The sequence below is a fragment of the Nocardiopsis sp. EMB25 genome (assembly GCF_026797795.1).
GTDB lineage: Bacteria > Actinomycetota > Actinomycetes > Streptosporangiales > Streptosporangiaceae > Nocardiopsis > Nocardiopsis lucentensis.
In genome coordinates this window covers 5,866,980-5,884,340 of the sequence record NZ_JAMTDN010000001.1, presented here as the reverse complement: position 1 = coordinate 5,884,340, position 17,361 = coordinate 5,866,980, and the positions used below count along the sequence as shown (strand labels likewise).

Below are 17,361 nucleotides of genomic sequence, written 5' to 3'. Positions count from 1 at the left end.
TCCGACGTGAGGCGGAGGACCGGGGGAACACTGCCTACGCGCTCCCCAGCCGCACCAGCACGTTGTCGATGAGCCGGGTCGTGCCCACCCGGGCGGCGACGGCGAGGACGGCCTCGCCCGTGAACCCGGCGGGGGCGTCGGCGAAGGTGGCGGGGTCGACCAGGGCGAGGTAGTCGAGTTCGACGGGCGGCGTGGCCTTGGCGGCCTCGTCCAGGACGCCCCGCGCGGCGGCGCGGACCGCGTCGGGCCCGTCGGAGGCGGCGTCGCGCCCGGCGTTCAGGGCCCGGGACAGGGCGAGGGCGCTGGCGCGTTCGTCCGCGTCCAGGTAGACGTTCCGGCTCGACGTGGCCAGTCCGTCGGGGTCGCGCAGGGTGGGGGCGCCGACGATCTCCACGGGCAGGTTGAGGTCGGCGACCATCCGACGGACGACGGCGAGCTGTTGGGCGTCCTTCTGCCCGAAGACGGCCAGGTCGGGGCCGACCAGGTGCAGGAGTTTGCTGACCACGGTGAGCACCCCGGTGAAGAACCCGGGGCGGGAGGCGCCCTCCAGGCGGTCCCCCATGGCGCCCGCCTGGACGGTGACCATCTGCTCGGTGGGGTACATCGTGTTCACGGTCGGGGCGAAGACGACGTCGACGCCCTCCTGCGCGCAGACCCCGGTGTCCGTGTCCAGCGTGCGCGGGTAGCGGTCGAAGTCCTCGTTGGGGCCGAACTGGAGCGGGTTGACGAAGACGCTCACGACGACGGTGTCGGCCTGGGCGCGGGCGAGGCGCATGAGACTGCGGTGGCCCTCGTGGAGCGCGCCCATCGTGGGGACGAGGCCGACGCGTCCGGCGTCGGAGAGGGCGCGGCGCAGGTCCTCGGCCGTGTGGACGACGAGGGGCCCGTCGGCTGGCGCGGGCTGTGGCGTGGGTTCGGTCATCGGTGCTTCCCCGTGGTGGTGTGTCTTTCGCGCACGGCGTGGCCGCCTCCGCCGTGCGACGCGGTGGGTCTCAGCGGCGGAGGACGTCGAGCAGGCGTGCGGCGTCGGCGGGGTCGAGCATCCCGGCGTTGATGGCGCGGTCCGCGGTGAGCCTGGCGAGTTCGACGTAGCTGGCGACGCTCTCCGGGGCGTTCTCGCGCAGCTGCTCGATGTGACCGGCGACGGTGCCCGCGTCGCCGCGCAGGACGGGGCCGCTCAGGCCGTGGATGCCGAGGCGCAGGGCGTTGTCGAGGGCGGCGCTGAGCATGGGCGCGAGCATCCGGCCCGGTTCGGGCACCCCGGCGGCGGCGAGGAGGGAGGCGCTGTCGGCCACCAGGGTGACCAGGTGGTTGGCGCCCCCGGCGAGGGCGGCGTGGTAGAGCGTGCGCTTGTCCTCGGTGATCCACACGGGTTCCGCGCCCATCTCGACCACGAGCGCTTCGGCGATCGGGCGCAGCTGGTCGGGGGCGGTGACACCGAACGCGCAGTTGGCCAGCCGTTCGACGTCCTCGTCACGCCCGGTGAAGGTCATCGCGGGGTGGAGGGCGAGGGGCAGGGCTCCGGCGATGGTGGCGGGGGCGAGGATGCCGTAGCCGTGCGCGCCGCTGGCGTGGACGAGGAGCTTGCCCCGCAGTTCGGCACCGGTGGCGGCGAGCCCCTCGACGAGGTCGGGCAGGGCGTCGTCGGGCACCGTGAGCAGGACGAGGTCACTGGCCCCCACGACCTCGGACGCGTCGAGGATCCGCGCGGTCGGCAGGCGGGAGTCGACGTTGGCCTTGGACGTGTCGGAGACCGCGGTGGCGGCGACCACCTTGTGTCCGGCCCGGCCCAGGGCCTGGCCGAGGACGGAGCCGACCCGACCGGGCCCGATGACACCGACTCGCAACCGTGCCGGGCGACCCCGCGTCGTCTCCATGGTGGTGCTCCCTCGTGGTCCGGTGCGTCCGGTCCCTCCAGCACCGTGACGCCTGAGCACACGATAACTCTCCTGGCCCGGTGCCCCGCCGGTCAGGGCGCGTGAGCGGGGGCGGGCGCCGCGCGCCCGCCCCCGCGGGGAGCCCTCCCGGCGTGCCGAGGCGAAGCGGCGGGCCCGGAGCGAGCACCGCCTATCCCTGGATGATCACGCCGGAGTTGTAGCAGGACGCCAGGGACTGGCCGAGGACGGCGTTGGAGTTGCCGCAGCCGGTGTTGGCGTTGTCGATGCCGTTGATGTAGGCGATGTTCCCGCTGACGTTGCCGCCGGCGCCGGAGGTCCAGGCCCCCGCGTGGGCCGCCGCCGGCGCCGCGGTGAGGAGGACCCCGGCGGAGGCGAGGGCCACGGCGGCGGTGACGAACGTCTTCTTGAGCACTACGTGTCTCCTTCTGTGTCCGACGGGGGGACCAGCCGGACGTTCGGTGTTCTTCCTGAGCACCTTGGGGGCGCCGATGAGGGAGTTACCCCTGACGAACTCCGGTTCACCCATGTTGAGCTGGAGTTATCACGAGATACATGCCATTGTTCACACTGCGTGGCATCACACCTCGGGTCGGATCGGGGCAAAGGTCGCGCATCGCCGGGAGCCGCGTGCGCGCAGGGTCACGGGGAGTCCGGGTTCCAGCCGTGCGCCAATCCGCGTTGCGGTCGACCGCGCCGCGCGGACCGGAAGGGTCCGGACACACGAGAAAGGCGCCATCCCGGCTGGATGGCGCCTTCCGAGCGTGCCGCTCTGGAACCTGACCGGATCGGATCACCCGGGACGTCTCCCGGGTGGACACCCCCGACCGGTCAGGTCGCTTCGCTGGCGGTCCGACTCGCTGTCCGACTACTCGATGACCTTGGCGTCGGAACCGACGCAGCTGGCACCGGCGACACCGAGGATGCCGATCGCGTTGCCGCAGACGTTGATGGGAACGTTCAGGTCCGCCACGAGCTGGTTGCCGCCGAGGATGCTCCCGTTGCCCGAGGTGAAGATGTTGTCGTCGGCCATGGCCGGAGCACCGGTGAACAGGACGCCGGCAGCGGCAGCGGTGATGGCACTGGCGGCGAGAGCCTTCTTCAGCATGGTTTCTCCCATGGACCGGCTGACTGGGGGCGCCAACCGGGCCAAATCATTGACGATGTGTATGACTGCGAACACTCCTCGTGTTCGGAGACCATTTAGCCATACTCAACCGCTCCACACGACCGAAACGACGAGGCTTGGCGCAACCTTCACCTGGAAATATCACACTGGGTGAGTAGACATGTCGGACATGCAGTCCACAATCTGGAGGGCCTCCCCCGCCTCTTGTGACACATCACACACTCACGCCTCGGGAGTGTCACCGGCCCCCTCGGACGGCCCCTCGGTCGACCTCGTCGCCCACCGCTCGGTACCCGCCTCCCGCACCAACGCGCGCCGGGCGGACCCCACCAGCGCGTCCAGGAGGCCACGGCCCTCCGCCGCCGCCCTGCCGGTGGCCCGCGCGTCCGCGGGACCCGGTGGCGTGTCGACGTCCAGGGACACCCGACCCGTGAGCCGGGCCAGCGGGCCCGCCGTCAGCCGCAGGGTCTGCATCCGCTCCACGGGCACGACGTCCGTCACCCGGCAGAGCAGGCCCCGGGTGGTGACGAACAGGTGCTCGTCCGTCCCCGCCAGGTTCGGCGCCCGCCTCCGGTTCGGCACGAGCGGCACCCGCGCCGGATCGGCTCCCACGAACACCTCGTTGACCAGGGAGAAGGCCAGGCGTCGCGGCGCCACCGGCAACAGCGTCGCCGAATCCCCCTGACGGGCGCCCGCGTACCCGGCCACGTTGGCCTCCACCCGCGCCACACCCAGGACGCGCCACAACAGCGGCTCCACGACGCGCACCGCCTGGACCCGCCCGGGGGGCACGGTCTGCATCCGGCGCTGGAACATCCCGTAGCGCAGCCGCAGGCCGTCGGAGGACAGCGACGCGTAGTAGTCCGTGTACCGCGCCAACGGTCCCCAGAAGTAGCGGATCAGGCCGAGGACCAGCGGAATGAGCGCGCCCAGGACCCCGGGTTCGATCAGCTTCACGCCCGCCACGACCAGCAGGAGCAGCACGACGAAGGAGAACAGGATCGGCGCCCGGAAGGTCAGCGCTCCCAGGAGCAGGGGGAACGGCAGACGGTAGAACGGCCACTCGGGCGCCTCCGGCGAGCGCCCCGGCAGACCGGCGGCGTGCGCGAGCACGGCCACCCGGAGGCGCTCCGCCAACGTTCTGCGCAGGCACGGCAGCCGGATCGCCGTCCGGTCCCCGCCCGCGAGCTCGATCCGCAGTTCGGCCAGCCCGAACACCTGCATCAGCAGCGGTTGGACGACGTCCACCGCCTGGAGGCGGCTGAGCGGAATCTCCCTCGACCCGCGCATCACCAGCCCGCTGTGCACCACCAGGTGGTCCTCACGCAGGCCGAAGGTGCCGTACCACCACGCGGGCAGCGCGTAGGCCAGCGTGCCGAAGACGACCGCGAACGCCAGCAGGAACACCCACGCGAAGCCGAAGGTCACCAGGATGGGTCCCACCAGCGCCACGAACACCAGGGTGACGGCGGCGACCCGCAGCGGGACGATCGACCAGTGCGACCGGAACTCCCCGGTGGTGACGTCGTCCTCCGGGCGGGGGCGCCGCATCGGCGGCGGCCGGTAGGCCACGGACGGCGGCATCAGCGCGGGGCCCTGCGGGAACGCCCCCGGAACGGGACCGGCGGGCGGCGGGTGGGCGCCCGGCACGGGTGCCCCGGGCGGCGGAGGGGCTCCGGGAACGGCTCCCCGGGGTCGCGGGTGGGGACCCCCGGGCGGCGGGGGCGCCCCCGGCGGCCACGCGGGCGTCCGCTGGGTGTGCTGGGGGAACTGGCTCGGTCCGTCCACTACAACCCCGTCGAGAAGCTCTCACCGCGCGCCGCGAGACGGGCGCGCAGCTCCACCGCGTCGGCCAGCGGGAGGCCGACCACGCGGGTGTCGGCCGTGCTCGCCGCCGTGCGCAGCCGCACGGTGGCGATCCCCAGCGCCTGCTCCAGCAGGTCGGCGGTCACGTCCACGACCTGCATCCGGCCGTAGGGCACCACGACCAGCTGGCGGAGGAAGACGCCGTAGGTGAGGTAGAGCTCCCCCGTTGCCTCGACGTAGCCCCACGACCGCTGGAACCGTCCCGCCAGGAACCAGCCGACGGCGAGGACGGCCAGCGCCGCGCCCCCCGCGGCGGCCGCCCAGCCGGGTCCGGCCCACACGTACGCCAGGGTCGCGGCGACCACTCCCCCGACCAGGCACAGGGCGCCGACCACCAGCCTGCGGTACAGGGCCAGGGCGGGTGACACACGCGTCCAGGACGTGCCCTCGGGCGGGGCGAACGCCGCCGCGAGCGGGCGGTCTGGCCGGGACGGGCCGGGCGGGTTCGGCGTCGGAGCCGGGTCACTGGTGTCCACGAGGCCAGTCAACCATCAGCGGGCAAACAGGGGGCGGACGCCAGCGCGGAGCGGGTGTGCCGCGAGGCCCCGGTGATCACGGAGGCCGCCAAGGGGCTGGTGGGCGTCCTCGACGGGTCCACACCACGGGACCCCGGGCGACGGCCCCGCCCGGGGTTCCACGCCGTACGGGGTCCTACCGCGTCACGGACGCCAGCAGCGCCGCCCACTCACTCGCGGGGAGGGACAGATGCCCCGACTCGCGGTTCTGGGTGTCGCGAACGTCCGCCCCGGCCTCGTGCTCTCGGACCTCGACGCAGTCATGCCCCTGGGTGGGGCTGTAACTCGACTTGTGCCATTCTCCGGGTTTCACTTCAACATTCCTTCCATGAGGGTTCTCGATTGGATCATGGGCAGTGCCGCCCCGAGCATCCTCTTGGCCTGACCCGCAAGACGTTCGATATCGGTCGGCTCGTCATAGACCTCAAGCCCGCGTACGTGTTCGCCCGCGGCGACCGTTCCCCCGTCCCTCTGATGGAACAGGACCACGGGAGCGACGAGGGAGACGGGGGTGTCCTCGGGGATGAGGTGCACTCGAACCCGGGCCGCACCGGTCAGGGAAAGTAGCCGGTTCACCTGGTCACGGCGGACCCCGTCGGGCAGGCACGTCAACGCGTACACGGGGAACACGGCCACGACCCATGGGTTGCCGTTCGACCTCAGTTGGTCGTACTGCGAGGCCTGGCGTTCGGCGACCCGCTGGATCTCCTCGTCCGTGCCGGGGTACATCGCCTCTTCGAGCATCATCCGCGCGTAGGAGACGGCTTGCAGCAAGTCGGGAACCGCGTTCGGGACAACGGCCTCGATGGTGTGAGACGCCCTCCGGAGCTGCTCCAACGGGCGGCGCCAGTGGGGGATGATCGAACCCGTGGCCTCGTACTGCCACGCCCGGATCAGGCGCCCGTTGCACTTGAGCGCACGGTCAAGGGCCTCGGCGACGTCCCGATCCGGCAGATTCTCGCCGTTCTCCCAGCGGCTGACCGTCCCGCCGACCACACCGACGATCCGCCCGAGGGCATCCTGTGTGATTCCCGCGTTCCTGCGGGCCTCCTTCAACAGCTTGCAGAAATCCTGCGCGCTCATGCGGTGACTCTAGACGTGACGAGTGAACTGGTCACGGGGTCGATGCGCACCGTAGTGAAGGTGTGACCTGAGTCCCATGCAGACCTGGACTCGTAAGGCCGCCCGCCAACTCCGCCGCAACGACATCGTGCTCGTCGGGGCCGGGCACCTCCGCGTGGTCACCGCCATGGAAACCGATCCCGAACCCGGCTTCGTGAACCTTCGTCTCGGGACCGCGTGGTACCGCTACCCAGCCGGTCATTTGGTGGTGGTGGACGGTGCTCGCCGGTGACCCCGTGGTCTCTTATCTGGGACACGGAGTCTGGCGCGTGGACGACGTGGCCGGAAACTGGCACGTCTGCCACACCCACCTCACCCGCCAGTACGGGATGCGGCACTCCGAGGCCAACCAGGCGCTGGTGGACGCCCCTGCCTCCCGGAGGCGGCTCCGAACCAGAAAGCCACCGGGTCCTGCACCCGTGGCCGCATCCGGACACACCAAGGAATCGAATCCATACGCGGGGTAAACACTGGTCACCCCGCCTTTCTCAGAGAGGAAACCCCCATGGCCAAGTGCGCGGCATGCAATGGTGAAGGAACGATCGTCGCCGGTGGGGACGGGTCTGGCCCCTGGTCCGACAAGGAGGTCATCACCTGTGGCGACTGCAACGGAACGGGGGAGAAGTGACGGACCTGGACGACCTGCACGCCCGGCTCGTCGAGCGCCTGGACACCACCGACACCATTCGCGCCGCGTTCGCCGACCACCCCCGCCACCACTACATCCCCGATCTCATATGGCCGGATGTGCAGGGTCTTCCGGTACCGCGTAAGCAGAATCCGCAGCGCTGGGTGGAGTGCGTCTACTCGGACGGCTTCGTCGTCACCCAGGCCAACGACGGAGGCAGTGGCCTGGTCAACACCCCCTCTTCGTCGTCCTCGGCACCGCAGGTGATGGCGGACATGATCGAGGCGGCGAACGTCTCCCCCGGGGTGCGGGTGCTGGAGATCGGCACGGGAACCGGATGGAACGCCGCCATCCTGGATTCCCTGGTCGGCCCGACTGGTTCGGTCACGTCGCTGGAGATCGACCCCGGCGTGGCCTCCCGTGCCCGTAAGCTGCTCGCCGGAACCCGGGTGGACGTCGTCCACGGCACGCAGCCGCCACCGGGCACGGTCTTCGACGTGGTCATCGCCACGTGCGCGGTCCGACGCCTCCCCCTCCCCTGGTTGGACTGCCTCGATGAGGGTTCGACACTCGTCGCGCCCTGGGCGCCCTACACCGAAGGCGGACCGACCCCGATCGCGGCCCTGCGCAAGACGGGCCGGGCCAGTGCCTCGGGCCCCGTGGTGCGTGACGCGATGTTCATGCGGGACCGCACCCAGCGCCAGGGGGGACCGTCCTTCCCCGGAGTCGGTCAGGAACCCGAGAGGGAGGGCACCTTCCCTCTCGGCTCAGATGATCTGCTCGGTCGTGATCTGCTGACCCGACTCGTACTGGCCTGCCCCGGCATTCACGTCGCCATGGGCGGACGGCCATGGAAGGACGGGCGGGCGAGGTTGGTCGCCGTGGGGGACTCCCAGAGCTGGGCGTGGATCTGGCCGGACGGCTCGGTCACCGGCAGCGGTAGGACCACGGCGCTGGAGGCCTTCACGGCCGCCTACGCGGCGCTGGACGGGGCGGCCTGGCCCCCTCTGGACGCGTTCTCACTGGATGTCGATTCGCAGTGCGGTGTGTGCGTCGTCCGATCCGGGGCTGGTTCCTGGGAGCACCGGGCCTGACCCGCACACGGGTCGGGATGTCCCGTGCGACGGCGAGGATGCCCCGCCCGATCGAGCAGAGGGTCCCCGCGGCCCTGGTGACGAGAGGACCAGTGCGTACGCACTTATGTGGAAACCCCGGGCACCAGTCCTGCCCGGGGTCCCGCTCTGCCCTGGGGTCCTACCGCGTCACGGACGCCAGCAGCGCCGCCCACTCACTCGCGGGGAGGGACAGATGCCCCGACTCCCGGTTCTGGGTGTCGCGAACGTCCGCCCCGGCCTCGTGCTCTCTGACCTCGACGCACTCGGGTCCGGTCGAGCTGTAGCTCGACTTGTGCCACTCGTTCAATGGATCATTCCTTCCATGAGGGTGCGGGACTGGTCGGGCGGCAGTGCCCACCCCAAGGCCCGTTTCATCCGCTCGACCATGAACGGAAGTTTGCCCGGCGTGCTGTAGTCCAACATGCCGCTCACACCATCGCCGATCGCGGCCGTACCGCCGTCCGTCAGGTGGTAGACCGTCAACGGCGCGACTGTGGTCGCCATGGTGTTCTCGGGCAACAGGTGAACGATCAATCGCCCGCAGTCGATCGCCTTCACCAGGTGGTTCACCTGCGCGACACGCACAGGGACCGGGACACCGAGCAGGCCCACGACGGGGAACACCGCCACGACCAAGGGATCGGACGTCGCCCGCAGAGTCGGGTAACGACGGCTCTTGCGCCCCACCTCTCGCCGGATGTCGTCATCACCACCCGGGTAGACGCACTCCCGAAGTACGTGCTCGATGTACACGGGGCACTGCAACAGTCCGGGCACGTAGTTGGGGGACAACATCTCGATCACACGGGCCGCCCGGTCGAGTTCGGGTTCGGACTTGCGCCAGTCCGCGATAAGCGACCCCGTCGTCTGGACCTGCCACGCGCGGACGAGGTGACCTCCGATATCCAAGGCAGTGTCGATCTGCTCGACCAGAGCACGGTCGGGCAGGTTGCGGTCATGACGCCAGCGGGACACCGTGGACCGGTCCACGTGGAAGCGTGACGCGAGTTCCTTGTTGCTGATTCCGGCGGCGGCCATGGCTTCGGTGAGGATCCTGCCGAATGTGCGACCCATATCGCACAGGATGGCGCGGGCGTGCACAGCAGTGCTATCGGGTCGATGCACACCGTAGTGAAGGTGTGACCTGGATCCCATGCAGACCTGGACTCGTAGGGCCGCCCGCCAACTCCGCCGCAACGACATCGTGCTCGTCGGGGCCGGGCACCTCCGCGTGGTCACCGCCGCGGAGCCCGATCCCGAACCCGGCTTCGTGAACCTTCGCCTCGGGACCGCGTGGTACCGCTACCCAGCCGGTCATTTGGTGGTGGTGGACGGTGCTCGCCGGTGACCCCGTGGTCTCTTACCTGGGACACGGAGTCTGGCGCGTGGACGACGTGGCCGGAAGCTGGCACGTCTGCCACACCCACCTCACCCGCCAGTACGGGATGCGGCACTCCGAGGCCAACACCGCCCTCGTCCACGGGCACCGGCAATGGGCCGCCGACCAGCTCCGCAAGCTGCTCAACGACCCGAGAGGAGGGCGTTGACGTGCTCGCGCAACGGCCCTTCCAGCCCTTCGTGGAATCCCGCCGGGATCGCCGACGTGGTCCAACCCGCGCAGTACAGCTGAGCCAGCCGACCGGCTCGCCGCACGAGTGGCTCTCGACCTCGTGCCGACGCTCCAGCACCCGTCCGGTGGGCCGTTGCTGGTGTCCGCGGTGAAGCCGGTCCGTACGAGAGACACCAAAGACTCCACATGACGGAAAGTCGATCATGTGGACACGTGCAGTGAAGGCCTCTGGGTCGGACCCGCACACCCTTAGGAACGCACGAAAGGAAGTACGCAGATGCAGGAGCAGCAGTTCGACGGTGACCTGATGGTCGCCGTCGAGGAGATCACCACCGAGCGCAGCCGAGGCGACCAGCCCTCCGACGGAGGCGGCACCGGCCGTAGCGACACCAACGACGGCATCCGTTAGGAGCAACAGTGCCCGCTGATGTGATCAGCGGCCGTCTGGGCGGGGACCAGTTCCCCGCCCAGGTGCTCGGCCGCACCCACCGCCGCTACGCCGCCAACGCTGACCAGGCCGCTGACTTCGCTGACCTGCTCACCTGGCCCGACTTCAACGAGTTGCTCGCGACCCGACGTCTGGACGTGCCGCGTATGCGGCTCTCGGCCGGACAGACGGTGGACGTGAACGCCTACACCCGCCTCCAGACCTACCGCCGTATGCCCGACTGGAACGCGCCCGTGCCGCACCTGTTCCACGCCCAGCTTCGCGAAGGCGCGACGCTGGTCGTGGATGCCATCGATGAGATGCACCCGCCCATCAACAACCTGGCTGCCGAGATCGAGGCCTGGTTGGGGACTCGGGTCCAGGTCAACGCCTATGCCTCCTGGACCGCGAAGGAGGGCTTCGGGGTCCATTGGGACGACCATGACGTGATCGTCGTTCAGGTCTCGGGACGAAAGCGGTGGCGCATCTACGGCACCACCCGCGAGGCCCCGTTGTACTCCGATGTGGAGGTGGACGACGAGGCACCCACCGAGCCCATCGATGAGTTCACCATGGAGCCCGGCGATGTGCTCCATGTTCCCCGGGGGTGCTGGCACGCGGCGGCGGCCTCGGAAGGCGAGCCCAGCCTGCACCTGACCTGCGGGCTGAACACCACCACCGGCGCGGACTTCCTCGACTGGCTCAACGGCCTGTTGCTTGAACACGTCGAGGTTCGGCGCGACGTCCCCCGAAGCGATGCTGACCAGGCGGCGTGGGCCGCTCGCCTGGCCGATCTGATCACGCAACGCCTTCAGACCCCCGGCGTTGTCGATGAGTATTGGAACCACCTGAACCAGACCGCTCCCGCCCGGATGGCGTTCAGCCTCCCGGTCGCCGTGACCGAGGACCTGGCGTCGTCCTCACGAGTGCGGCTGGCCTCCCACCGAGGCACTGTGCACGAGGAGAAGACGACGGTGATCCTGTCGGCGCAAGGGCGCCGCTGGCACCTGGCGCCTCCCGCCGCTCCAGTGCTGCACCGGCTCGCGAAGGGCGAAGCGGTCACGGTCAAGGAGCTGTGCCAGCTCGCCCCCAACGTCGCCGAGGACGCTCTCGTGTCCTTGCTCCGGCGTCTGATGAACGATGGCGCTCTCGTGTGGGAGGGCACCGCGTGACCCTCCTCGGTCTGGGGACCTACCGAAGCCACGACGCGGCCACATCGGCCAGCGTCGCGGCTTCGGCCGGATGCCCCCTCATCGACACCGCTCCCGTGTACGGGAACGGGAAGCACCAATCGGCCATCGCACCTGTTCTACGAGAACACCCCAGCATCCGCGTGACCAGCAAAGTCGGCTACATGACCAAGGGGCAGGCACAGGTCGCGCTCAGCACAGGGGACCTCACCGGGGAGGACGTCCGATTCCGGCACAGCATCGCCCCGGAGTACGTGCTTCACCAGATCGCCATGTCCCGGACCGAGCTGCGCCGCCCCGTCCTCGATGTGGTGTACCTGCACAACCCCGAACACGATCACCAGAAGCGCGGCGACCTCCACAAACGGATACGTGATGCGTTCGGTGCGCTCGAAGAGGCGACCGTGTCCGGAGCGATCCGTGGATACGGGGTGGCGACGTGGAGCGGTTTCGACACGGGAGCCTTCACCGTGCACGATCTCGTCCGACTTGCGCAGGAAGCCGCAGGACGGCCCGAGACCGGCCTTCGCGCGATCCAGCTCCCCGCCTCCTTGGTCAAGATCGCCCCCATCCGAGACGCCCTGTTGGGAAACGGTCCCATCGGTCGGGCCAGCGAGGCAGGATTGGAGGTCTGGGCTTCCGCCCCGCTGCACGGCGGCAAACTCGTCCGACTGGTGAATGAACGTCTCGCGCGCTACATCAGTGAGGGCGCGTCACCCGTGGAGGCGGCTCTGCTCGTGACAGCTTCAGCGCCCGGCCTGACCGGGATGCTGATCAGCACGTCGAGTACAGAGCACTGGGCGAACGCGGCCTCGGTGGTGGGCGGGCCGCTCCTGCCCGAGACTCGAATCAAGGACATCAGTGACCTCCTCCTCCGAGAACACGCCTGACCTGCAACAGGCGTGGCATCACGCGATCGTGGCTCTGAGCCTTACCACGTCCGACCGTGTCGCACTGCATCACGGGGTGGGTGGCCGAACCCTCAGCGGACCGGCCACCACCGCCGACGGCTCGCCCGTCTGGCTTCGGGTCATGTCCGCGCCTCGACCCGGCGGGAAAGTGTGGAACGGGGCGGCACTCGCCGATGTGCTGGTGAGCGACAACGTCCCCCGACCGCGTCTGCTCGCCGAGCACACCTGGGGTGACACCCCCGCGTTCCAAGCCCTGATGTGGGAGCGAATGAAGGGAACGGCGGTGTCGGCGACCCCTGACCTCACCGCCCCTGCGAAGAACGACGCCCAATGGTGGACCGACCTACGCCACGCCCTGACCACTCTGGAAACTGTTCCCGCTCCGGCCGATCGACAGGTGTTCTCCCAGGCGTTCATCCACCGCATACCCAATCATCTCCCTGAGATCGCCGAAGCCGGGGTGGATCTGAACGTAGGGACGTGGGTGGCTTCGCATGGAGACCTCCATTGGGCCAATCTGACCCGTGATCCCCTGATGATCCTGGACTGGGAGGGGTGGGGGCTGGCCCCGTTGGGCTACGACGCCGCTGTTCTCCACGCCTACGCCCTGCCCGAACCCGAAACGGCGGCCGAGGTGCGCGAAGTGTTCGCCGACGTACTGAACACCGACGCCGGGCAACTGGCTCACCTGGTGATCTGCGCCGAGATCATTCAGGCGGCCGAGCGGGATTCGCTCCATGCGCGTCTTGCCCCCTACGCTCGCCGCTTCGCTACCGAGGTACTGACAGCGCAGTAGTCACACACCGCAGGGCCTCGGTCTGCGACACGGGCGAGGCCTCGCGTTTCGCACCCCGGGCATATCTACTGAAGGTGGGAGAGACAGCTCACCGATCGGGTGTCCGTTCAACGGCTCAGCTTGGCGTGCTTCACACAGGTCAAAGAATTCATCCCAATTCGGACCAAGAGGATAGTTCTGGCGAGGCGGGGAAATGGGGTCACCCTTTTCTGAATGCGCCCTGAACTGGGAAAACGTCGAGACCATGAAGTTTTCCCCGACGAGTTCGCGGAAAAGTTCGCCTCCACTCCACGCGTGCTCTACTCTTCTTGCCAAACCCACAACTCCATACGCCGAAGACCCCGCGACGCTAGTTAGGCGCCCGGGGTCGTGGTCAGCAAGTACGTACCTTGAAGAACAGGATTGCCGACATGGCTCAGTTTAGCCGTGCGGTCCTCAGGTCTGCCCTGGAGACCCTCAAGTCCCTCCTCGCCCCCGCGCACGGCCGCCACTCGGCCCGGCGTCGCCGCTCCACCCGGGTCCGCCGCTACGCCCCGCTTCCCGCCCCCGAGCAGGCCAGCGCTCCGCCCGAGGTCCAGGAACCGCCCGTTCCCGCGCCCCGGCTCTCCCCGCCCGCCGAGCGCGTGCGCGCCGACGAACTCTCCCTCATCCGCCCCTACTACGTCGCCTTCGAGCGCGAACTCGCCCACGCCCAGGCCCACCCCGCCCGCCGCCTGCGCGCTCGAACGAGCATCGCCACTTCGCCCACCACCAGGCGCGCGAGCGCCTACACGCCCAGGCACGCGGCCCCGGTGACGCGCGTGCCCGGTGAGTTCGACGAACTCGCGAACCTCGTGCGCGCCTGGCACGGCCAGCGGCGGGAGGCGGTCGCATGACCACGCCGACGGTGTTCTGGGAGCCCCGCGTCTACCAGGGTGAACTGGCCGAACTCGCCCAGGTGCGCGCGGACCTCGCCCGCGACCTGACCGGGTTCGATCCCGACCTGGTCGACACCCTTCGGCTCTGCGCCAGCGAACTGCACGCCAACGCCGTCAGGTACACCGACCCGGAACGGCTGTACGGCGAGGTCATCCGGATCCTGTCCATGCCGGACGAGCGCACGCTGCGGCTGTCGTTCAGCGACTCGGGCGGCGGAGGCGGCATCCCCCGTATCCCGAGCGAGCGCACGGAGGATGAGTGGGACCGGGCCGAGGGCCAGCGCGGCCTTCTGCTGCTGGAGAACCTCGCCCGGGAGTGGGGCCACGTCCGTCTGGCCCCCTGGGCCGACCTCGGCACGTGCGTGTGGGCGACCTTCGACGTCGACACCGCCGCGGTGCCGACCGGACTCCGCCCCTTCGTGTTCACGGACTGACCGGACAACACCGGGTGGGGCGGTCGGGAACCGCCCCACCCGGAACACCCGGTCCTCAGGCACGCGCGGACGGGTCGTCATCGCCCTCGCCGTCCTCGGGCACCCGACAGGCCGACTCCAGCCACAGCGCCGCCCCCAGCAGCAGCCCGCTGGAGGCCGCCGTGCCCAGGGCGGTGGCGAACACCTCACGGTGGCTGGGCAGCACGAGCGTCCCGACCACCGCGAGCGCCATGCCCAGGAAGAAACCCGCCGCCAACGCCGCGAACAGGGCGCTGGCCTTGGCCAACGCGACCAGCCGGGCGGCGCTGAGCGGCTGGATCGGCTCGGTCCCCGGGGCCCTGCGGATCCGCCGCCGTGTCCGGCGCGCGGTGAACGCCTCGGCGAACGCCAGCAGGAGCAGGGTCGGGATCGCCGACCACGGCAGCGGCGGCAGGATGTGGACCGCCCCGGTGATCAGCCACCCCAGGAGCGCGCCGACCACCGCCAACGCCAGGGGGACGCGCCATCCCGTCGGGTGCATCCTCCCCTCGTGCTCCTCGACCATCAGCCGTCCGACCCCTCGAGGAGCCGCAGCCGAAGGTCGTCCCGGCGGTGCAGGTCCTGCTCGCCCGCCGTGTCGGCCGCGACCACCGCGGCCAACGCGTCCGCCACCGGGCCGTGCCCGGGCAGCTCGGCCCCCGGGTCGGCGTCGAGCCACGGACGCAGCACGAACGCCCGCAGGTGGGCGCGCGGGTGCGGCAGGGTCAGATCCGGGTCGTCGTCGCGCACCTCCCCGAAGGCGATGACGTCCACGTCGAGCGTGCGGGGTCCCCAGCGGACCTCGCGCACCCGGCCGAAGGCCCGTTCGGCGGCCTGGGCCCGCCGCAGCAGGTCGATCGGCTCACCGTCGGTGTCCACGACCAGGACCGCGTTGAGGAAGGCGCCCTGTTCGGGACCGCCCACCGGGGCGGTCTCGTACACGGGCGACACCGCGACCGGCCGCGGCGCGCCCTCCCCGGCCATGAGGTGGTCCACCGCGCCCTGGAGGGTCGCCATCCGGTCGCCCATGTTCGACCCCAGCGCCAGAACCGCGCGTGTCACGACACCGTCTCCCTTCCCCGGGTAACGGTCACCGCCACGTCGGTGAACTCGTGCGAGATGGGCGCGGAGGGCTTGTGCACCGTCAGCTCCACCTCGCGTACCAGGGGCTCGGCCAGGCACTCGGTGGCCAGCCGCTCGGCGAGCGTCTCGATCAGGTTGACCGGTTCGCCCCTGACGATCTCCACCAGCCGTTCGGCCAGCAGTCCGTAGTGCACGGTGTCACCGACGTCATCGCTGGCCGCGGCCGCGGCGGTGTCCAGGTGGAGCACCGCGTCGACCACGAAGTCCTGGCCGTCGCGGCGCTCGAAGTCGAACACCCCGTGGTACCCGCGCGCCCGGAGCCCCCGCAGCGTGATGCGGTCCGCCATCAGGCCTCGTCCTCCCCTTCATCGTCCATGAGGACGGGCGAGGCGTGGTGCGACCACAGCCGCCACCCCTGCTCGGTGTCGACGAAGAGGTTGGTGGTCACCACCTTGCCCCCGGCGACGAAACCGGGGCTGTCGTCCTCGGCGGTCAGCACGTTCTCCTCGCAGGTGACCATGGCGACGTCCCCGCCGACGCCGATGTGCGTCTCGGTCAGCACGTACTGGATGTAGGTGACGTTGGCCATGATCAGCGACCAGGCCCGCATGATCTCGGCACGTCCGCGCAGCAGCGGCCAGCCCGGGTTCACGCACACCAGGTCGGGGGCCTCGTGCTCCTCGGCCCACACGCTGCGCATCAGGTCGATGTCGCCGTTCTCGATGGCGCTGTAGAACTGCGCGTTGGCCTCGGCCACGCGCTCCATGACCTCCTGGCGGGACTTCACAGGCCGCCCCGGCCCGGCGCCTGGGCGCGCCCCTCGTCCAGCCGGGCCCCGCCGTCGGACCAGGCGGCGGCCACGCGCACCGCGTCGGCGTTGGGGCGCACGTCGTGTACGCGCACGGCCCAGGCCCCCCGGTCGGCCGCCAGGGTGGTGACCGCGGCCGTCGCGGCGTCGCAGTCGACGAAGGGGCGGTCCCCGTCCGCGGCATCGCCGAGCAGCCGGCTCAGGAAACGCTTGCGGGATCCCGCCACGAGTACCGGCCGGCCTAGTTCGTGGAACCGTTCGAGGTGCTGGAGCAGCGCCCAGTTGTGCGCCTGCTCGGGGCGTTTGGAAAATCCCAACCCCGGATCCAGGACGATCTGGCCCGGGTCGACACCTGCACTGATCATGGCCTCCATACGATCGCGGAGCTCATCGAGGACCTCCTGGACGACATCCGTGTACACGGCACGGCTCTGCATGTCATGACTATGCCCACGCCAGTGCATCAACACGTACGCAACGCCGGAAGAGGCCACGAGTCGGGCCATGGCGGGGTCGGCGAGCCCCCCGCTGACGTCGTTGACCAGGACCGCGCCCGCCTCGACGGCGCGCTCGGCCACCTCGGCGCGCATGGTGTCCACACTGACGGCGACGCCGCGCGACGCCAGTTCCCGTACGACCGGGTCGACGCGGCGCATCTCCTCGGCGGGGTCGACGCGCTGTGCTCCCGGGCGGGTGGACTCACCACCGACGTCGACGATGTCCGCGCCCGCCTCGACCAGGCTCAGACCGTGCTCGATCGCCCGATCGGGGTCGAACCACTCGCCGCCGTCGGAGAAGGAGTCGGGCGTGACGTTCACGACTCCCATGACCAGGCACCGCCCGAGGTCGGGCAGGCCCGGAACTGTCTGTTTCGGCCCCATAAGGATCACCCTACGCTCAGGGAACGCCCCTCGGGGCACAGACCCTGCCGCGCGCG

Annotated in this window: 25 protein-coding genes; 10 read left to right on the top strand and 15 right to left on the bottom strand. The window is 70.1% G+C overall.

Annotated elements, in window-relative coordinates; translation table 11 throughout:
• Window positions 1-34: 34 nt before the first annotated feature.
• From panC to KIK06_RS26130, 8 genes are all read right to left on the bottom strand, one after another.
• Complete coding sequence (panC, locus tag KIK06_RS26165) at window positions 35-922, bottom strand: pantoate--beta-alanine ligase (protein WP_268645516.1); 888 nt, start codon at window positions 920-922, stop codon at window positions 35-37.
• 70 nt (window positions 923-992) lie between these two features.
• Window positions 993-1,877 carry a Rossmann-like and DUF2520 domain-containing protein gene (locus KIK06_RS26160; RefSeq protein WP_017601105.1) on the bottom strand — a complete coding sequence of 295 codons (885 nt, stop codon included), beginning with the start codon at window positions 1,875-1,877 and terminating at the stop codon, window positions 993-995.
• 190 nt (window positions 1,878-2,067) lie between these two features.
• A complete protein-coding gene (locus tag KIK06_RS26155) occupies window positions 2,068-2,310 on the bottom strand; it encodes a hypothetical protein (RefSeq protein WP_268645515.1) in 243 nt (80 codons plus the stop codon).
• A gap of 453 nt (window positions 2,311-2,763) precedes the next feature.
• The gene (locus tag KIK06_RS26150; RefSeq protein WP_017601107.1) at window positions 2,764-3,003 is read right to left on the bottom strand and encodes a hypothetical protein; all 240 of its coding nucleotides are present in this window, start codon (window positions 3,001-3,003) and stop codon (window positions 2,764-2,766) included.
• A 243-nt stretch (window positions 3,004-3,246) separates the two neighbouring features.
• Entirely contained in the window at window positions 3,247-4,608 is a 1,362-nt protein-coding gene (locus KIK06_RS26145) for a PH domain-containing protein (protein ID WP_086003044.1), read from the bottom strand.
• Window positions 4,609-4,811: 203 nt separating this feature from the next.
• The gene (locus KIK06_RS26140; protein ID WP_017601109.1) at window positions 4,812-5,258 is read right to left on the bottom strand and encodes a PH domain-containing protein; all 447 of its coding nucleotides are present in this window, start codon (window positions 5,256-5,258) and stop codon (window positions 4,812-4,814) included.
• Between the two features lie 283 nt (window positions 5,259-5,541).
• Window positions 5,542-5,718: a DUF397 domain-containing protein gene (locus KIK06_RS26135; RefSeq protein WP_268645514.1), complete on the bottom strand. Its 177-nt coding sequence runs from the start codon at window positions 5,716-5,718 to the stop codon at window positions 5,542-5,544.
• Window positions 5,715-6,488 carry a Scr1 family TA system antitoxin-like transcriptional regulator gene (locus KIK06_RS26130; RefSeq protein WP_268645513.1) on the bottom strand — a complete coding sequence of 258 codons (774 nt, stop codon included), beginning with the start codon at window positions 6,486-6,488 and terminating at the stop codon, window positions 5,715-5,717. Before KIK06_RS26130 ends, KIK06_RS26135 begins: the two co-directional genes overlap by 4 nt.
• Window positions 6,489-6,564: 76 nt before the next feature.
• Between KIK06_RS26130 and KIK06_RS26125 the strand changes: the two genes are divergently transcribed.
• Both KIK06_RS26125 and KIK06_RS26120 read left to right on the top strand, forming a co-directional pair.
• Window positions 6,565-6,759 (top strand): hypothetical protein, encoded by a 195-nt coding sequence (locus KIK06_RS26125; protein WP_268645512.1) that lies wholly within the window; start codon window positions 6,565-6,567, stop codon window positions 6,757-6,759.
• 392 nt (window positions 6,760-7,151) lie between these two features.
• Entirely contained in the window at window positions 7,152-8,249 is a 1,098-nt protein-coding gene (locus KIK06_RS26120) for an rRNA adenine N-6-methyltransferase family protein (RefSeq protein ID WP_268645511.1), read from the top strand.
• A 160-nt stretch (window positions 8,250-8,409) separates the two neighbouring features.
• On the opposite strand, the gene KIK06_RS26115 is transcribed toward KIK06_RS26120, so the two are convergent.
• Both KIK06_RS26115 and KIK06_RS26110 read right to left on the bottom strand, forming a co-directional pair.
• Window positions 8,410-8,577, bottom strand: coding sequence for a DUF397 domain-containing protein (locus KIK06_RS26115; RefSeq protein ID WP_017602405.1), 168 nt, complete (start codon window positions 8,575-8,577; stop codon window positions 8,410-8,412).
• The gene (locus KIK06_RS26110) at window positions 8,574-9,371 is read right to left on the bottom strand and encodes a helix-turn-helix domain-containing protein (protein WP_268645510.1); all 798 of its coding nucleotides are present in this window, start codon (window positions 9,369-9,371) and stop codon (window positions 8,574-8,576) included. Before KIK06_RS26110 ends, KIK06_RS26115 begins: the two co-directional genes overlap by 4 nt.
• Window positions 9,372-9,423: 52 nt before the next feature.
• Here KIK06_RS26110 and KIK06_RS26105 point away from each other — a divergent pair, with 52 nt between their 5' ends.
• From KIK06_RS26105 to KIK06_RS26070, 8 genes are all read left to right on the top strand, one after another.
• A complete protein-coding gene (locus KIK06_RS26105; RefSeq protein ID WP_268645509.1) occupies window positions 9,424-9,618 on the top strand; it encodes a hypothetical protein in 195 nt (64 codons plus the stop codon).
• 4 nt (window positions 9,619-9,622) lie between these two features.
• The gene (locus tag KIK06_RS26100; RefSeq protein WP_268645508.1) at window positions 9,623-9,817 is read left to right on the top strand and encodes a hypothetical protein; all 195 of its coding nucleotides are present in this window, start codon (window positions 9,623-9,625) and stop codon (window positions 9,815-9,817) included.
• Window positions 9,818-10,117: 300 nt separating this feature from the next.
• A complete protein-coding gene (locus tag KIK06_RS26095; RefSeq protein ID WP_017601747.1) occupies window positions 10,118-10,249 on the top strand; it encodes a hypothetical protein in 132 nt (43 codons plus the stop codon).
• Window positions 10,250-10,257: 8 nt separating this feature from the next.
• Window positions 10,258-11,439, top strand: a complete 1,182-nt coding sequence (locus tag KIK06_RS26090; protein WP_268645507.1) for a cupin domain-containing protein — start codon at window positions 10,258-10,260, stop codon at window positions 11,437-11,439.
• Complete coding sequence (locus KIK06_RS26085) at window positions 11,421-12,347, top strand: aldo/keto reductase (protein ID WP_327084669.1); 927 nt, start codon at window positions 11,421-11,423, stop codon at window positions 12,345-12,347. Before KIK06_RS26090 ends, KIK06_RS26085 begins: the two co-directional genes overlap by 19 nt.
• The gene (locus tag KIK06_RS26080; RefSeq protein WP_268645505.1) at window positions 12,319-13,164 is read left to right on the top strand and encodes a phosphotransferase; all 846 of its coding nucleotides are present in this window, start codon (window positions 12,319-12,321) and stop codon (window positions 13,162-13,164) included. The genes KIK06_RS26085 and KIK06_RS26080 overlap by 29 nt, the downstream gene beginning before the upstream one ends.
• 410 nt (window positions 13,165-13,574) lie before the next feature.
• Complete coding sequence (locus KIK06_RS26075) at window positions 13,575-14,039, top strand: hypothetical protein (RefSeq protein ID WP_268645504.1); 465 nt, start codon at window positions 13,575-13,577, stop codon at window positions 14,037-14,039.
• Window positions 14,036-14,515, top strand: a complete 480-nt coding sequence (locus KIK06_RS26070; protein WP_268645503.1) for an ATP-binding protein — start codon at window positions 14,036-14,038, stop codon at window positions 14,513-14,515. The genes KIK06_RS26075 and KIK06_RS26070 overlap by 4 nt, the downstream gene beginning before the upstream one ends.
• A 55-nt stretch (window positions 14,516-14,570) precedes the next feature.
• Here KIK06_RS26070 and KIK06_RS26065 read toward each other — a convergent pair whose 3' ends face one another.
• The 5 genes from KIK06_RS26065 to folP are packed head-to-tail and all read right to left on the bottom strand — an operon-like array spanning window position 14,571 to window position 17,305.
• The gene (locus tag KIK06_RS26065) at window positions 14,571-15,059 is read right to left on the bottom strand and encodes a DUF3180 domain-containing protein (protein ID WP_268645502.1); all 489 of its coding nucleotides are present in this window, start codon (window positions 15,057-15,059) and stop codon (window positions 14,571-14,573) included.
• Entirely contained in the window at window positions 15,059-15,595 is a 537-nt protein-coding gene (gene folK / locus KIK06_RS26060; protein ID WP_268645501.1) for a 2-amino-4-hydroxy-6-hydroxymethyldihydropteridine diphosphokinase, read from the bottom strand. Before folK ends, KIK06_RS26065 begins: the two co-directional genes overlap by 1 nt.
• Window positions 15,592-15,963, bottom strand: coding sequence for a dihydroneopterin aldolase (folB, locus tag KIK06_RS26055; RefSeq protein WP_268645500.1), 372 nt, complete (start codon window positions 15,961-15,963; stop codon window positions 15,592-15,594). The genes folK and folB overlap by 4 nt, the downstream gene beginning before the upstream one ends.
• Window positions 15,963-16,403, bottom strand: a complete 441-nt coding sequence (locus KIK06_RS26050; RefSeq protein WP_017601739.1) for a nuclear transport factor 2 family protein — start codon at window positions 16,401-16,403, stop codon at window positions 15,963-15,965. Before KIK06_RS26050 ends, folB begins: the two co-directional genes overlap by 1 nt.
• Entirely contained in the window at window positions 16,400-17,305 is a 906-nt protein-coding gene (folP, locus tag KIK06_RS26045; RefSeq protein ID WP_017601738.1) for a dihydropteroate synthase, read from the bottom strand. The genes KIK06_RS26050 and folP overlap by 4 nt, the downstream gene beginning before the upstream one ends.
• Between the last annotated feature and the right edge of the window lie 56 nt (window positions 17,306-17,361).

Coding starts and splice junctions, on each gene's coding strand:
- KIK06_RS26105 (WP_268645509.1), top strand. CDS start 9,424: ATGCAGACCTGGACTCGTAGGGCCGCCCGCCAACTCCGCCGCAACGAC.
- KIK06_RS26065 (WP_268645502.1), bottom strand. CDS start 15,059: ATGGTCGAGGAGCACGAGGGGAGGATGCACCCGACGGGATGGCGCGTC.
- folP (WP_017601738.1), bottom strand. CDS start 17,305: ATGGGGCCGAAACAGACAGTTCCGGGCCTGCCCGACCTCGGGCGGTGC.
- KIK06_RS26095 (WP_017601747.1), top strand. CDS start 10,118: ATGCAGGAGCAGCAGTTCGACGGTGACCTGATGGTCGCCGTCGAGGAG.
- KIK06_RS26125 (WP_268645512.1), top strand. CDS start 6,565: ATGCAGACCTGGACTCGTAAGGCCGCCCGCCAACTCCGCCGCAACGAC.
- KIK06_RS26160 (WP_017601105.1), bottom strand. CDS start 1,877: ATGGAGACGACGCGGGGTCGCCCGGCACGGTTGCGAGTCGGTGTCATC.
- folB (WP_268645500.1), bottom strand. CDS start 15,963: ATGGCGGACCGCATCACGCTGCGGGGGCTCCGGGCGCGCGGGTACCAC.
- panC (WP_268645516.1), bottom strand. CDS start 922: ATGACCGAACCCACGCCACAGCCCGCGCCAGCCGACGGGCCCCTCGTC.
- KIK06_RS26075 (WP_268645504.1), top strand. CDS start 13,575: ATGGCTCAGTTTAGCCGTGCGGTCCTCAGGTCTGCCCTGGAGACCCTC.
- KIK06_RS26130 (WP_268645513.1), bottom strand. CDS start 6,488: ATGAGCGCGCAGGATTTCTGCAAGCTGTTGAAGGAGGCCCGCAGGAAC.
- KIK06_RS26070 (WP_268645503.1), top strand. CDS start 14,036: ATGACCACGCCGACGGTGTTCTGGGAGCCCCGCGTCTACCAGGGTGAA.
- KIK06_RS26150 (WP_017601107.1), bottom strand. CDS start 3,003: ATGCTGAAGAAGGCTCTCGCCGCCAGTGCCATCACCGCTGCCGCTGCC.
- KIK06_RS26145 (WP_086003044.1), bottom strand. CDS start 4,608: ATGCCGCCGTCCGTGGCCTACCGGCCGCCGCCGATGCGGCGCCCCCGC.